Origin of the sequence: Marinobacterium alkalitolerans, assembly GCF_017776525.1 — a bacterium.
Classification (GTDB): Bacteria; Pseudomonadota; Gammaproteobacteria; order Pseudomonadales; family Balneatricaceae; genus Marinobacterium; species Marinobacterium alkalitolerans.
This window is the reverse complement of sequence record NZ_JACVEW010000038.1, coordinates 1-14,075: the sequence shown is the minus strand read 5'-3', so window position 1 is coordinate 14,075 and position 14,075 is coordinate 1. Positions and strand designations below refer to the sequence as shown.

The 14,075-nt window shown below is 54.6% G+C and carries 13 protein-coding genes and 2 tRNA genes; all 15 read left to right on the top strand.

Annotation, left to right across the window (positions count from 1 at the left end):
- Positions 1-82 precede the first annotated feature (82 nt).
- On the top strand, positions 83-862 hold the full coding sequence (locus H9C73_RS15670) for a leucine zipper domain-containing protein (RefSeq protein ID WP_209288840.1): 780 nt from the start codon (positions 83-85) through the stop codon (positions 860-862).
- Complete coding sequence (wecB, locus tag H9C73_RS15665; RefSeq protein WP_209288839.1) at positions 859-1,785, top strand: non-hydrolyzing UDP-N-acetylglucosamine 2-epimerase; 927 nt, start codon at positions 859-861, stop codon at positions 1,783-1,785. The genes H9C73_RS15670 and wecB overlap by 4 nt, the downstream gene beginning before the upstream one ends.
- Entirely contained in the window at positions 1,782-3,008 is a 1,227-nt protein-coding gene (locus tag H9C73_RS15660; RefSeq protein ID WP_209288838.1) for a glycosyltransferase family 4 protein, read from the top strand. Before wecB ends, H9C73_RS15660 begins: the two co-directional genes overlap by 4 nt.
- Positions 3,009-3,020: 12 nt before the next feature.
- Positions 3,021-3,947 (top strand): UDP-glucose 4-epimerase family protein, encoded by a 927-nt coding sequence (locus H9C73_RS15655; RefSeq protein WP_209288837.1) that lies wholly within the window; start codon positions 3,021-3,023, stop codon positions 3,945-3,947.
- Between the two features lie 21 nt (positions 3,948-3,968).
- Positions 3,969-4,529 (top strand): sugar transferase, encoded by a 561-nt coding sequence (locus H9C73_RS15650; protein ID WP_236014335.1) that lies wholly within the window; start codon positions 3,969-3,971, stop codon positions 4,527-4,529.
- A gap of 10 nt (positions 4,530-4,539) precedes the next feature.
- Positions 4,540-5,304 carry an envelope biogenesis factor ElyC gene (gene elyC / locus H9C73_RS15645; RefSeq protein WP_236014334.1) on the top strand — a complete coding sequence of 255 codons (765 nt, stop codon included), beginning with the start codon at positions 4,540-4,542 and terminating at the stop codon, positions 5,302-5,304.
- A gap of 11 nt (positions 5,305-5,315) precedes the next feature.
- Positions 5,316-7,253 carry a polysaccharide biosynthesis protein gene (locus tag H9C73_RS15640; protein ID WP_209288835.1) on the top strand — a complete coding sequence of 646 codons (1,938 nt, stop codon included), beginning with the start codon at positions 5,316-5,318 and terminating at the stop codon, positions 7,251-7,253.
- A 9-nt stretch (positions 7,254-7,262) separates the two neighbouring features.
- Positions 7,263-7,739, top strand: coding sequence for a nicotinamide-nucleotide amidase (gene pncC / locus H9C73_RS15635; RefSeq protein ID WP_209288834.1), 477 nt, complete (start codon positions 7,263-7,265; stop codon positions 7,737-7,739).
- An 89-nt stretch (positions 7,740-7,828) separates the two neighbouring features.
- Positions 7,829-8,872, top strand: coding sequence for a recombinase RecA (gene recA / locus H9C73_RS15630; RefSeq protein ID WP_209288833.1), 1,044 nt, complete (start codon positions 7,829-7,831; stop codon positions 8,870-8,872).
- Positions 8,873-8,966: 94 nt separating this feature from the next.
- Positions 8,967-9,431, top strand: a complete 465-nt coding sequence (locus H9C73_RS15625) for a regulatory protein RecX (RefSeq protein WP_209288832.1) — start codon at positions 8,967-8,969, stop codon at positions 9,429-9,431.
- A gap of 157 nt (positions 9,432-9,588) precedes the next feature.
- Positions 9,589-12,183, top strand: coding sequence for an alanine--tRNA ligase (gene alaS, locus H9C73_RS15620; protein WP_209288841.1), 2,595 nt, complete (start codon positions 9,589-9,591; stop codon positions 12,181-12,183).
- A 54-nt stretch (positions 12,184-12,237) separates the two neighbouring features.
- Positions 12,238-13,473, top strand: a complete 1,236-nt coding sequence (locus H9C73_RS15615; protein ID WP_209288831.1) for an aspartate kinase — start codon at positions 12,238-12,240, stop codon at positions 13,471-13,473.
- A gap of 177 nt (positions 13,474-13,650) precedes the next feature.
- On the top strand, positions 13,651-13,839 hold the full coding sequence (csrA, locus tag H9C73_RS15610) for a carbon storage regulator CsrA (protein WP_209288830.1): 189 nt from the start codon (positions 13,651-13,653) through the stop codon (positions 13,837-13,839).
- A gap of 64 nt (positions 13,840-13,903) precedes the next feature.
- Positions 13,904-13,991 (top strand) — tRNA-Ser (locus tag H9C73_RS15605).
- Between the two features lie 8 nt (positions 13,992-13,999).
- Positions 14,000-14,073 (top strand) — tRNA-Arg (locus H9C73_RS15600).
- Positions 14,074-14,075 lie beyond the last annotated feature (2 nt).

Here is a 14,075-nt window from a genome sequence, read left to right as displayed (position 1 = left end):
ATGTGGGTGCTAAGGAGGTTGTTCACGCCGGTTAAGTTCGAGATGCTGGTTATCGCCAAACAAACAGCACAGAACAACCGACATGAACAACCCTCACAAGAATGCCCGAACTACGCCTCATATTCGAGCCCTGATCGTTGATCGAGCCCTCCGTAAACAGCAGCCGGTGCGAGACATTGCCAGCACTTTTGGTATCAGCACGCACACCGTCTACAAGTGGCTTGCTCGTTATCGAGAGGCTGGTGAGGCTGGTCTTGAGTCAGCATCCAGCCGTCCCAACGCCTCACCGAGGCAGATGCCGAAACAGTGGATTGAGCTGATTCAGAAGATGCGACTGACACTCAAGTGGACCGCCAAGCAGATCGCACAGGCACTGAGTCTGGCGTACTCCACCGTGACAGCTGTACTGCGCCGACTGAAGCTCAATCGAGCCTCACACCTGGAGCCGGTGCAGCCTGTACAACGCTACGAGCACCCCGCGCCGGGTGACATGCTGCATATGGATATCAAGAAGCTACCTCGCTTCGACAGGCCCGGCCACCGCGTGACAAACAACCGTCGCCATAACACGCGAGGCGCGGGTTATGAATGTGTCCATATTTGCATTGATGATCACAGCCGCTGGGCGTTTGCCCGGGTGCTATCCGATGAGCAGCAAGGCACTACAACGCGCTTTTTGGAAAACGCTCTGGCGGCCTACCGCGGTATAGGTGTGAAGGTGAAACGCCTGATGACCGATAACGGACTACCGATCGAGTCAACCATTTTCAGTCAAAAGCGAGTACGGCCGCTGCCAATTCAGAGGCTGATGAATCTACTTGGTGTAATGCTCATCCCCAGCATCAGGTTTTGCTTACCATGATATACACGGGTCCAACACAACTGGCCCTACAGGACTTAACACAGCATTCAGGAAGCCATGGCCAAATGACCGGCCATATGCTGGCTGAAATTGAGCGAGCGCTTCTCGAACATGAACCGGATCGTGTGCTTGTATACGGTGATACCAACTCCACCCTGGCAGGTGCGTTCGCGGCAGCCAAGTTACATTTCCCTGTTGCTCACGTAGCGGCGGGCCCGCGCAGCTTCAACATGCGGATGCCAGAAGAGATCAACCGTATCCTGACCGACCAGCTCAGCGATCTGTTGTTATGCCCCACAGAGGCCGCCGTGATGAACCTAAATAACGAAGGTTTTGCCAACAGGCCCGTACTGGTGCTGCAGGAAGGCGATGTGATGCAGGACTCAGCTCTGCTGCTTGCCGAACAAACCGCTGCCCCGGCAGGCGACTTGCCCAAAGGCTTTATCCTGGCCACCTTGTACCGCGCTGAAAATACTGACAACCTAGAGCGCCTGGCAATAATTGTAGCGGCCCTGAACGAGATCAACGCCATCCTTGCACTTTTAGTGCTACCACTGCACCCACGCACCCGTAAACTGATTGCCCAGTATGGCTTGGAGCTCAACGTTCACTTTATCGACCCAGTGGGTTATTTCGAGATGGTCTGGCTGCTGGACCACTGTGAACTGGTTCTGAACGACAGTGGCGGCGTTCAGAAAGAAGCTTTCTTCTTCAGCAAGGCCTGTGTCACCATGCATGACCAGACCGAGTGGGTTGAGTTGATCGAAATAGGTGCCAACGAGTTGGTGGGTGCGGTTAGGAAGCGTATCGTTGATGCCGTCAGCCGTAATCTTGGTCGTCACGTCCAGGATACTGAACAGCTGTATGGCGGTGGCAAAGCGGCGGAACGAATTGTGAATGAGCTGGCTAAGGCAGGCGCATGAGTAAAACTGTTTGGATAATTAATCAATATGCGTCTACTCCAGATTATGGATATGCGGGGCGCCACTATTATTTAGGGCAAGAATTAGCCAAACTTGGATATAAAGTATATTTGGTTGCATCGGCAAACCATCATCTTTTGAGAGTTAAGCCTGAACTTAATTCCAACTTTAATATTCACAAACTATCTGACGGGTTCAACATGGTATGGTGCGCTATGCCTGAGTATAAGGAGGCGCATAATAAAAAAAGAGTTTTGGGTTGGTTTTTTTTCTCTTGGAGAATTTGTAACTTAATAAAAATCATACCGGATTCGCCAGATGTTTTAGTATGCTCGTCACCCTCTTTGATTTCATTTCTGGGTGCTCAATATATTTCAAGAAATTTCAGATCTAAGCTTGTTTTTGAAGTAAGAGATATATGGCCGTTAACCTTGATAGACATTGGAGGGTATAGCAAAAACAACCCTTTCATAAGAGTGATGCAGTGGGTGGAGGATTTTGCCTATAGGAAATCAGATCATGTCATATCAAACTTAAAAAATGCAGCTGAACATATGAAAAACCACGGCTTAGAACCAAGTAAATTTACTTGGATTCCGAACGGCTTTTCATTGAGAGAAGCGCAGAAAAATGCTCCATTAAATATAGAAGCATTGAGTCAATTGCCACGAGAAAAGTTCATTGTTGGTTATACTGGCACTATTGGGGTTGCAAATGCGCTGGATATTCTAATTGATGCTGCCGATATATTGAAAGGTTTTGATGATATACGTTTTGTGCTAGTTGGTGAAGGGAAAGAAAAAAAATCACTAGAGGAATATGCTCTTGCAAAAAAAATTAATAATGTTGTTTTTTTGAAATCAATCCCTAAACTTGAAATTCAATCTATTCTTTCTGAATTCGACGCTTGTTACATTGGTTGGTTGAATGATGACCTTTACAAATTCGGTATTGGTGCAAATAAAATACCGGAGTATCTTTTTTCATCAAAACCAATTGTGCATGCATATTCGGGAGCTTGTGATCCAATTTCTGAAAACAAATCTGGAATTACAGTTCCTGCAGGTGATGCTTCCAATTTGGCGTCTGCTATTTTGAAGTTATACAAAATGCCCGTTTCTGAAAGAGAAGAAATGGGAGCACGCGGAAGGAAAGCAGCTTTGGAGCAGTATGAATATGGAATGCTTGCTAGAAATTATGCCCGTATTCTTTTTGACCAGTAGTGTGAATCGGTAATGAAGCTACTTCTCACTGGCGCAACCGGTTTCTTTGGTGGGCGGCTTGCTCGTGTATTAACAATGTCATCTTATTTTCACCTGACGGCCAGCGTTCGCCGATCTGCACACATAACCGCCCAACATCTGTTAGAAGTCCCAGGCCTTGATAACAGCACTGACTGGTCACAGGCTGTGGCTGGTCAACACGTGGTTATCCACACCGCTGCCCGTGCCCATGTCCTGCACGATGCATCTTCTGATCCTCTGGCAGCATATCGCGAAGTGAACGTTGATGGCACACTCAACCTGGCACGCCAAGCGGCCGCTGCAGGTGTTCAGCGTTTTATCTTTATCAGCTCTATTGGTGTGAATGGTAACTGCACCCATCGCCCCTTTACGGCACAGGATCAGCCCAATCCGGTTGAGCCATATGCTTTGTCCAAGTGGGAGGCCGAACAAGGGCTGTGGACAATCCAGCGTGAAACCGGCATGGAGGTTGTCATTATCAGGCCGCCACTGGTGTATGGCCCCGGTGCGCCGGGCAACTTCGCTCGCCTGGTTCGTTGGGTGGAAAAGGGCATTCCCTTGCCTTTGGGGGCTGTGCATAATCAGCGCACGCTGGTAGGGCTGGATAACCTGGTTGATCTTGTTCGGGTATGTATCGATCACCCGGCGGCTGCCAACCGTGTGTTGCTGGCGGGTGATGATGAAGATGTCTCCACTACGCAGATTTTACAGGGCATCGCTACGGCTAAGGGTAAGCCTTCAAGGCTGATCCCAGTGTCGGAGGGCATATTGTGGGCAGGTGCACGTATGCTGGGCCGACAAGCTATGGCTGAAAAAGTACTTGGGTCCCTGCAAGTCGATATCAGTGAAACCAAAGCGTTATTAGGCTGGCAACCACCATTTTCGTTTGCTGAAGGCATGAAGCGGTGCTTTGAGTGAAGTAATCGATGTTCTCTCTGGATGTGTGATGTGATTCGTTTTCTGGATTGTTTTTTTTCGTTGTTGGGGCTGGTGTTGGGCGCACCTGTTTTAGTACTGCTGCTTATTATTGGCTTTTTTGATACTGGCTCGCCTCTGTTTTGTCAGCAACGTGTGGGACGAAACCAGCGGCCTTTTACGCTGGTCAAGTTCAGGACCATGCGCAAAGGCACTGCCTCGGTCGCTACGCATCTTGCCAATGTGGGTGATATCACAGCCTTTGGCCGTTTTTTGCGCCGTACCAAGCTGGATGAGTTGCCACAATTATGGAATGTGCTCAAAGGCGAGATGAGCCTGGTGGGACCACGGCCTTGCCTGACGAGTCAGCATGAACTGATTGCCGAGCGCGAAGCACGTGGGGTTATGCAGATGCGGCCGGGTATTACCGGGTTGGCACAGGTGAAGGGAATTGATATGTCGACCCCCGTTCTACTCGCAGAAACAGATGCCGAAATGGGTGTAGATCTGACAGTAAGTGCTTACTTCAAATATATTTTCCTGACTGTTCTCGGTAAGGGTGCCGGGGATCGAGTGGTTGGTTGAAGCGGCGTTGATGGCGTTTTATACCCTTGTGAAGGTCATGGCCGCGCAACTGTTGATGCCACTGCCGTTGTGTCTGGTTCTGTTTGTATTCGGGCTGCTGTTACGGCTTCGTTGGCGCAAACTGGGCGCAGGGTGTTCGTTTGTGGCCGTCGTGCTCCTGGTGCTGCTGAGCTGGGCACCGGTGGCGGATCGTTTACTGCTGCCGTTTGAGTCTGCATATCCTGCACTCCATGACTGGCCAGAAGAGCAGGCAGTTAACGCTGTGATGGTGCTCGGGGCCGGCTATCAGCCTAACCAGCCGTGGGTGATAACCGGGCAGCTCAGTGACAGTGCTGCCAACCGCTTGTTGGAAGGGCTCAGGCTTTGGCACCTTAACCCTGAAGCAACCCTGATTGTGAGCGGTGCGAGTCGGCATGAGAATATTGAGCCCATGGCATTAGCCTATGCACGTGTCGCGAAGGAAATTGGGGTGCCATCCGCTCAACTGGAGGTGCTTGATACTCCCACGGATACCGGCCAGGAGGCCCGAGCAGCAGTTGCGCGTCTGGGGCAGGGGGCGTCCTTGCTGCTGGTGACATCGGCGTCACACATGCCACGTGCCATGCGTCATTTCAAACAGGCAGGCCTGGCACCGATTGCAGCCCCCACTCATTACCTTGCACAGCGTGATGATTTTGCCACGTTGCCTTATTGGGTGCCTTCTGCTCGCCATCTGCGCAAGAGCGAGCGCGCCTTTTATGAAGCACTGGGGCTATTGGCCGCACGTTGGGAGTAGCCGAGTTGGTTATGTTTTCAAAATTGATTGATGAGTTTTTGCACCTGTCGCGTCGCCGGAAACAGGCTGTGCTGGTGGCATCCGATATTGTCATGCTGTTTATGGCGTGCTGGATGGCGCTGGCCTTGCGTTTGGGTGAGATCTGGATGCCATTGCAGAATTACTGGCTGCCCTGCCTGTTGGTACCACTTATTTCTGTACCCGTGATGATTCGTTTGGGTTTGTACCGCGCAGTGATCCGGTATATGAGCCATACCACTATTTGGGTATCGGTGAAGGCGGTGACACTGTCGGTACTCATCTGGGCCACAGTGGTCATGGTGCTGCAGGTGCCTGTGCCTCGGTCTGTGCTGTTTATTTACTGGTTCACGGCGGTATCACTGGTGGCAGGCAGTCGCCTTTATGCACGCTGGTTGATTCGTCATGTGCTGCCTGGAGGGCAGCGACGTTATCAGAGTGCCAGAGTGGTAGTGCTCTTTGGTGCAGGCACTGCCGGCGCCCAATTGGCCAATGCGTTGGGTAATTCGCCCGAGCTGCAGGTGGTGGCATTTATTGATGATGATAACCAGAAACAGGGCACGGAAATCGCGGGCTTGCGAGTGTACGCGCTGGACCAGTTGCCCTCGCTCATTGAGCGGTATGGAATTGAATCGGTTCTGTTGTCTATCTCGAATCTGAGCCGCAGCGCGCGCAGGCAGCTATTGGAGCGGATCAGCGAATATCCGGTGAGTGTCAAGGTGGTGCCAGGGGTGGCTGAGCTGGCCAGTGGTGAAGTCAATGTCAGTGATATTCGTGACATTGATGTAGTCGACCTGTTGGGGCGAGATGCCGTTGAGCCCAATACAACATTGCTGAATGCGTGTGTTGAGCAGAAGGCTGTCATGGTGACTGGGGCTGGGGGCTCCATTGGGTCTGAGCTATGCCGTCAGATATTGCGCTTGCGTCCGCGCTGCCTGATATTGTTGGAGCAGTCTGAGTATGCATTGTATTCCATTGAACAGGAGCTGCGCGATCAACTGGAACGCGATGCGCTGGAAGTGCAACTGATTGCAGCTTTGGCCAATGTGCAAGACCGGTCAAGTGTGCAGGCATTCATGCAGCGCTATCAGGTGGATACGGTATACCATGCCGCGGCGTACAAACATGTGCCCATGGTGGAGCACAATGTGATTGCCGGTCTCCACAATAATGTGATGGGTACCCTGCACACGGCGGAGGCTGCCATTGAAGCAGGGGTGAGCCACTTTGTACTGGTCTCGACGGATAAGGCAGTCAGGCCAACCAATGTGATGGGTGCCAGCAAGCGTCTGGCTGAAATGGTGCTGCAGGCACTGGCGGAACGGGAGCAGGCACGTGCCATCCGTTTTGCCATGGTGCGTTTTGGCAATGTGTTGGGGTCATCAGGTTCCGTCATTCCGCTGTTCCGTAAGCAGATAGAGCAGGGCGGTCCTGTCACTGTCACCCACCCTGATATCACGCGCTACTTCATGACCATTCCGGAAGCGGCTGCGTTGGTGATACAGGCCGGGTCCATGGCCAGTACTGGAGACGTATTCGTGCTGGATATGGGCAAGCCCATCAAGATTGCAGACCTGGCTTGTGAAATGGTGCGCTTGGCGGGTTTGACGGTGAAAGACGCTGAACACCCTGAGGGGGATATTGAAATTGTGTATTCTGGACTGCGGCCCGGAGAGAAGTTATATGAAGAGCTGCTGATTGGTGACGATGTTAAGGGGACCGATCATCCGATGATCATGCGTGCAACCGAAGCCATGCTCCCCTGGGACGTATTACAAACTCGATTGGACCAGCTTGAGAAATATGTGAAGGGCTGGAATTATGTCGCCATACGTCAGCTCCTTCTGGAAACTGTAGATGGGTATCAGCCGGAGGCCGATATTGTGGACTGGCTATCCACCGATCAAGCGCCTTTAACAGTGGTTAATTAAGGAATGAATATGAAAGATCTGGCGCAGAAAGTCGGGCAGGCATTGCTCGAAAAGGGTATGAAAATGGCCACCGCCGAGTCCTGTACCGGTGGCTGGGTCGCTCAGGCGGTTACCACAGTGCCGGGCAGCTCTGGCTGGTTTGACTGTGGTTTTGTGTCCTACTCCAACCGCGCCAAGCAGAAAATGCTGGGGGTCGACCTGGAGGTGCTTGAGCGCAGCGGTGCCGTCAGTGAGCCCGTTGTGGCTCAAATGGCCGAAGGCGCGTTGCACAACAGTGAAGCCGATATTGCCGTAGCCATTAGCGGAGTGGCAGGGCCTGATGGCGGCAGTGAAGACAAACCTGTTGGTACGGTCTGGCTTGCCTGGGCGATTGCCGGCCAGCCGACAGTCACCTGTCTCAGTTTTTTCAACGGTGACCGGGATGCGATCCGCCAGCAGGCGGTTGAGCAGGCACTGGAAGGTATTCTGGCCTATCTGCCGCATTGATCGGAGATGGTTGCAATCTGATCAGGGTGTGAAATAATACTGTTCAGACATACAGTATTTTAACCCCTCGGCTAATGAAAGGTTTCCCGATGGACGCAAACAGAAAGAAAGCACTTGATGCCGCCCTGTCACAGATCGAGCGCCAGTTCGGCAAAGGCGCGGTCATGCGCATGGGGGATCAGCCCCGCGAAGCCATTCCGTCCGTTTCCACCGGCTCTCTGGGGCTGGATATCGCACTGGGCATTGGCGGTCTTCCCTATGGTCGAGTGGTTGAAATCTACGGCCCGGAATCGTCCGGTAAAACCACGCTGACCCTGCAGGTAATCGCAGAAGCACAGAAACAGGGTAAAACCTGTGCCTTCGTGGATGCTGAGCACGCGCTGGACCCGGTCTACGCGGAAAAACTGGGCGTAGATGTCGACGCGCTGCTGGTATCCCAGCCGGATACCGGTGAGCAGGCACTCGAGATCACAGACATGCTGACCCGCTCCGGTGCCGTGGACGTGATCATCGTCGACTCCGTCGCTGCTCTGACGCCCAAGGCCGAGATTGAGGGTGAGATGGGTGACTCCCACGTGGGCCTTCAGGCGCGTTTGATGTCTCAGGCACTGCGTAAGCTGACCGGCAGCGTGAAGCAGTCCAACTGCCTGCTGGTATTTATCAACCAGATCCGCATGAAGATCGGTGTGATGTTCGGCAACCCGGAAACCACGACCGGTGGTAACGCGCTGAAGTTCTACGCATCCGTGCGTCTGGATATCCGTCGTACTGGTGCCGTGAAGCAGGGCGACGAAGTGGTGGGTAACGAAACCCGCGTCAAGGTTGTGAAGAACAAGGTATCCCCGCCGTTCCGTCAGGCCGAGTTCCAGATCCTGTACGGTCAGGGCATTTACCATATGGGTGAAGTGGTTGATCTGGGCGTACAGCAGGGCCTGGTGGACAAGTCCGGAGCCTGGTATGCCTACAAGGGTGACAAGATCGGTCAGGGCAAGGCCAATGCCGCCAAGTACCTGGAAGACCACCCGGAAGTGGCGCAGGAGATCGAAGGCGAGATTCGTGCCCGTCTGCTGAACGTACCCAAGCCGAAAGAGCAGCCTGAGCAGACTGAAGAAGCCGGTCAGCTTGACCTCTGATCGGCTGATCGGTTACACACGAAAAGGGGCCTGAGGCCCCTTTTTGCGTTTATGAGCATCAGGCTTCGCAACAGGAAAGGGGACAGGAATCAGTATGGCCAAGGTATTGGAAACAGAAGCGGAGCTGCGGGCGGCGGCCATGAACCTGCTGGCGCGGCGCGAATACAGCCGGGCAGAGCTTTGGCGCAAGCTGAGTGTCCGGGCTGAAGATACAGCGCTGCTGGAAGCCACCCTGGACGGGCTTGAGTCCGATGGCTACCAGAGTGATGAGCGCTTTGCGGAAGTGTTCACGCGCAGCCGGCTGGAGTCGGGCTATGGCGCCATGCGGGTACGTCAGGAGCTGAGACGCAAGGGGCTGGACAGCGACCTGATCGAGCAGGCTCTGGAAGCGGCGGAAGTGGATACGGATGACCAGGCGTTAACCTGCTGTCGACGTCGTTTTGGTGACACGCCGCCGGATAACCCGAAAGAGTATGCACGCCGCATGCGCTTTCTGGTCAATCGAGGCTTTGACTTCGGCGTCGCCAAAAAGGCGATCAATACGCCTGTGGATGAATAAACACGCGGGTTGCAGTGCGTTCTGACTATCGTACATTTTTTATCCGCGTTATATACTATCGAGCTTATTTTTTGCGTACAGATCGCCGCCGCCCGGTCGGGGCGCGCGGGACAGTCGTGCCAACCAGTACAGACGCAACGGACCTGATATGAAATACATGACAAGTGCGGAAATCCGCCAGGCATTTCTCGACTACTTCAACCAGCAGGGGCACGAAATCGTAGCCTCCAGTCCGCTGATTCCGGGCAATGACCCGACTTTGCTGTTCACCAACGCGGGCATGGTGCAGTTCAAGGATGTATTCCTCGGGTCAGATAAACGCGCCTATAACCGTGCGACCACCTCTCAGCGCTGTGTGCGTGCCGGCGGCAAACATAACGATCTGGAAAACGTCGGCTACACCGCCCGTCACCACACGTTCTTCGAGATGCTGGGCAACTTCAGCTTCGGTGACTACTTCAAGCGTGAAGCGATCAAGTTTGCTTGGGAGTTTCTGACGCAGCGCATGGGCCTGCCGGAAGAGCGCCTCTGGGTGACCGTGCATTACACCGATGACGAAGCGGAAAAAATCTGGAAGGAAGAGATGGGTGTGAGCCCGGAGCGCTTCTCCAAGCTGGATGAAGACAACTTCTGGGCCATGGGTGATACCGGCCCCTGCGGTCCCTGTACCGAAATCTTCTTTGACCATGGTCCTGATGTGGCCGGTGGTCCTCCGGGCAGCCCGGACGAGGATGGCGACCGCTATATCGAGATCTGGAACCTGGTATTTATGCAGTACAACCGCTCGGCTGACGGCACCATGGAGCCGCTGGAGCGCCCGAGCATCGATACCGGTATGGGGCTGGAGCGTATTGCGGCAGTCATGCAGGGCGTGCACAGCAACTACGAAATCGATCTGTTCCAGAACCTGCTCAAGGCAACGGCTGCCGTATTGGGTCTGGACAACATCGACAGCAAATCACTGCGCGTGATTGCGGACCATATCCGTTCCTGTGCCTTCCTGATCACTGATGGTGTGCTGCCCTCCAACGAAGGCCGTGGTTATGTGCTGCGCCGCATCATGCGCCGCGCCATCCGTCATGGCAACAAGCTGGGTGCCAAAGAGCCGTTCTTCCACAAGCTGGTTGCACCGCTGGTGAAGGAGATGGGCGATGCCTACCCGGAGCTGGCCAGGATGCAGGGCCAGGTAGAACGCATTCTGCTGAAAGAAGAGCAGCAGTTTGCCAAAACCCTGGATCACGGCATGCAGCTGCTGACTCAGGCCATTGCCGATATGGATGGCAAGGTGATTTCGGGCGAGACCGTGTTCCGCCTGTATGATACCTATGGATTCCCGGTTGACCTGACGGCCGACGTAGCGCGTGAGCATGAGCTGAGCATCGATATGGAAGGCTTTGAAAAGGCCATGGAAGCTCAGCGTGAACGTGCCCGTGCGTCCGGTCAGTTCAGCGTGGACTATAACGAACAGATCAAGCTTGAAGGCAGCACCGAATTTACCGGTTACGACAGCCTGGAAGATCGCTCCGAAGTGGTCGCCCTGTATCGTGATGGCGAGGCCGTAAACCAGCTCTCGGCCGGTGAAGAGGGCGCAGTGGTACTGAAAAATACTGCCTTCTACGCCGAGTCCGGTGGTCAGGTGGGTGATCAGGGCGTGCTGCGCTGGGACCGCGGTCAGTTTGACGTGAGCGACTGCACCAGGGAAAGCGGCCACCACCTGCACCACGGTCGCCTGGCTGAAGGTGTACTGACGGTGGGCGATCAGGTCGTGACCGAAGTGGACATGGCCAAGCGTCAGGCGACCGCGCTGAACCACTCGGCAACGCACCTGCTGCATGCAGCGCTGCGAACGGTGCTGGGTGAGCATGTACAGCAGAAAGGCTCTCTGGTGGACGCAGAGCGTCTACGCTTTGACTTCGCACACTTTGAAGCGATGACAGCCGACGAGATCGCGCAGGTCGAAACCCTGGTGAATGATCAGATTCGTGCCAACTCGGCAGTTGAAACCGAGCTGATGGCACTGGATGCAGCCAAGGAAAAAGGTGCCATGGCGCTGTTCGGCGAGAAGTACGACGATGAAGTGCGCGTGCTGAGCATGGGTGGTGATTTCTCCGTTGAACTCTGCGGCGGTACACATGCGACGCGCACCGGCGATATCGGCCTGCTGAAGGTTGTAGCTGAAAGCGGCATTGCTTCAGGCGTACGCCGTATCGAGGCGGTGACCGGTGCCAGGGCGCTGCAGTGGATCAACAGCAGCGAGCAGGTACTGGGCGAGATTGCATCACTGGTGAAAGGCTCTCGTGACACGGCGCTGGACAAGGTGCGTAGCCTGAACGAACGCAGCCGTCAGCTGGAGAAAGAGATTGAACGCCTGACAGCCAAGCTGGCGAGCGCTCAAAGCGGTGACCTGCTCAGCCAGGTCCAGGACGTGAACGGCATCAAGGTGCTGGCCGCGAAACTGGAAGGGGTTGAGCCCAAGGCGCTGCGCGACATGCTGGATCAGCTCAAGAACAAGCTGGGCAGCGGGGTCGTGGTATTGATGACCGCACAGAATGACAAGGTCAGCCTGGTGGCCGGTGTCACCAAGGATCTGACCGGTCAGGTCAAGGCGGGTGACCTGGTACGTGAGCTGGCCTCACGTCTGGGCGGCAAAGGGGGCGGGCGCCCGGATATGGCACAGGGGGGTGGAACCGATACAGGTGCCATGCCGGCTGCGCTGGAAGCGGTGCCCGAACTGGTAGCGGCAAGCCTGTAATGACAGGCACTGCCGGCACCCGTACAGTGCCGGCAGCCGAATGGAAGCTGTGAAATGGCGTTATATGTGCAGAAATACGGCGGCACCTCGGTGGGCTCGGTTGAGCGTATCGAGGCGGTTGCCGACAAAGTGAAAGGGTTTCGCGAGCAGGGCCATGATGTTGTAGTGGTGGTATCCGCCATGAGCGGTGAAACCAACCGACTGATCGCGCTGGCGAACGAGATTCAGTCACGACCCGATCCGCGTGAGATGGATACACTCGTCTCCACCGGTGAGCAGGTGACCATCGCCTTGTTGAGCATGGCGCTCAAGGCGCGGGGTTTGGAAGCCCGTTCGTACACAGGTTCGCAGGTGCGAATACTGACCGACCGGGTACATACCAAGGCGCGTATTCAGGATATTGAAACCGGGCGCATGCGCGAAGACCTGGATCAGGGGCGCGTCGTTGTCGTCGCCGGTTTCCAGGGGGTGGATCCCGATGGCAACATCACCACGCTCGGGCGCGGTGGCTCCGATACCACGGGTGTGGCGCTGGCCGCGGCATTGAAGGCGGACGAGTGTCAGATCTACACCGATGTGGACGGTGTTTACACTACCGACCCCCGAGTGGTGGAGGGCGCGCGTCGCCTGGAAAAGATCACCTTTGAAGAAATGCTGGAAATGGCCAGCCTGGGCTCGAAAGTGCTTCAGATCCGGGCGGTTGAGTTTGCCGGCAAATACAAGGTCCCGCTGCGGGTTCTGTCCAGTTTCAAGGATGGGCCGGGCACACTGATTACGATAGAGGATGATGCCGCCGTGGAAAAACCGGTTATCTCAGGTATTGCGTTCAACCGTGACGAAGCCAAATTGACCGTTGTCGGGGTGCCGGATATTCCCGGCGTAGCCTCGCGCATTCTGGGGCCGATCAGCCAGGCCAATATTGAAGTCGATATGATCGTGCAAAATATTGCGGCTGACAAAACCACCGACTTTACTTTCACCGTACACAGAAACGACTATGATAAAGCACAGCAGGTGCTGCAGCAGGTCAAAGAGGAACTGGGAGCGCGTGAGGTAGTCGGGAACAACAAGATTGCCAAAGTGTCCATTGTGGGCGTTGGCATGCGCTCTCATGCCGGGGTTGCCAGCAAGATGTTCGATGCGCTGGCAGCTGAAAACATCAACATCCAGATGATCTCTACCTCGGAAATCAAGGTGTCAGTCGTACTGGCTGAGAAATATCTGGAACTGGCCGTACGTGCTCTGCATTCGGCGTTTGATCTGGACGAATCTGATACAGTCCGGGAATAAAGACAGTATCAGATGACGCGGGGTGAACAACTGTTTATCATAACGGCCCTGCCCCCGCTGTCGGCTTGAAATAGCCGCACCTTGAGCCTGGATGGTCGAAGGACGTATGGGAAAAAAGGTGTGGCTGTTTCCAGAAACAGGAACTCAGCGCCCCAGGACTAATTAAGGAGAGCCACAATGCTGATTCTGACCCGCCGTGTAGGCGAAACTCTGATGGTTGGTGATGATGTCACCGTGACCGTACTCGGTGTGAAAGGTAACCAGGTCCGCATCGGTGTGAATGCGCCCAAGGATGTCTCTGTTCATCGCGAAGAGATTTATCAGCGTATTCAGCGTGAAAAGTTGCAAGACGACGATCAGGAATAATTTTTTTCAATTATCCCTTTCCTTTTAAAAATCAGTCTTGTAACATACGCGCCGTTGTTGACGAGGTGAGTTGGCCGAGTGGCTGAAGGCGCGCCCCTGCTAAGGGCGTATACCGCAAGGTATCGAGGGTTCGAATCCCTCACTCACCGCCATTTGATGTGCGCCCGTAGCTCAGCTGGATAGAGTACCTGGCTACGAACCAGGCGGTCAGAGGTTCGAATCCTCTCGGGCGCGCC

Excerpts from the sequence above, each read along its gene's own strand:
- H9C73_RS15670 (WP_209288840.1), top strand. The coding sequence starts at position 83 with ATGAACAACCCTCACAAGAATGCCCGAACTACGCCTCATATTCGAGCC.
- wecB (WP_209288839.1), top strand. The coding sequence starts at position 859 with ATGATATACACGGGTCCAACACAACTGGCCCTACAGGACTTAACACAG.
- H9C73_RS15660 (WP_209288838.1), top strand. The coding sequence starts at position 1,782 with ATGAGTAAAACTGTTTGGATAATTAATCAATATGCGTCTACTCCAGAT.
- H9C73_RS15655 (WP_209288837.1), top strand. The coding sequence starts at position 3,021 with ATGAAGCTACTTCTCACTGGCGCAACCGGTTTCTTTGGTGGGCGGCTT.
- H9C73_RS15650 (WP_236014335.1), top strand. The coding sequence starts at position 3,969 with ATGTGTGATGTGATTCGTTTTCTGGATTGTTTTTTTTCGTTGTTGGGG.
- elyC (WP_236014334.1), top strand. The coding sequence starts at position 4,540 with ATGGCGTTTTATACCCTTGTGAAGGTCATGGCCGCGCAACTGTTGATG.
- H9C73_RS15640 (WP_209288835.1), top strand. The coding sequence starts at position 5,316 with ATGTTTTCAAAATTGATTGATGAGTTTTTGCACCTGTCGCGTCGCCGG.
- pncC (WP_209288834.1), top strand. The coding sequence starts at position 7,263 with ATGAAAGATCTGGCGCAGAAAGTCGGGCAGGCATTGCTCGAAAAGGGT.
- recA (WP_209288833.1), top strand. The coding sequence starts at position 7,829 with ATGGACGCAAACAGAAAGAAAGCACTTGATGCCGCCCTGTCACAGATC.
- H9C73_RS15625 (WP_209288832.1), top strand. The coding sequence starts at position 8,967 with ATGGCCAAGGTATTGGAAACAGAAGCGGAGCTGCGGGCGGCGGCCATG.
- alaS (WP_209288841.1), top strand. The coding sequence starts at position 9,589 with ATGACAAGTGCGGAAATCCGCCAGGCATTTCTCGACTACTTCAACCAG.
- H9C73_RS15615 (WP_209288831.1), top strand. The coding sequence starts at position 12,238 with ATGGCGTTATATGTGCAGAAATACGGCGGCACCTCGGTGGGCTCGGTT.
- csrA (WP_209288830.1), top strand. The coding sequence starts at position 13,651 with ATGCTGATTCTGACCCGCCGTGTAGGCGAAACTCTGATGGTTGGTGAT.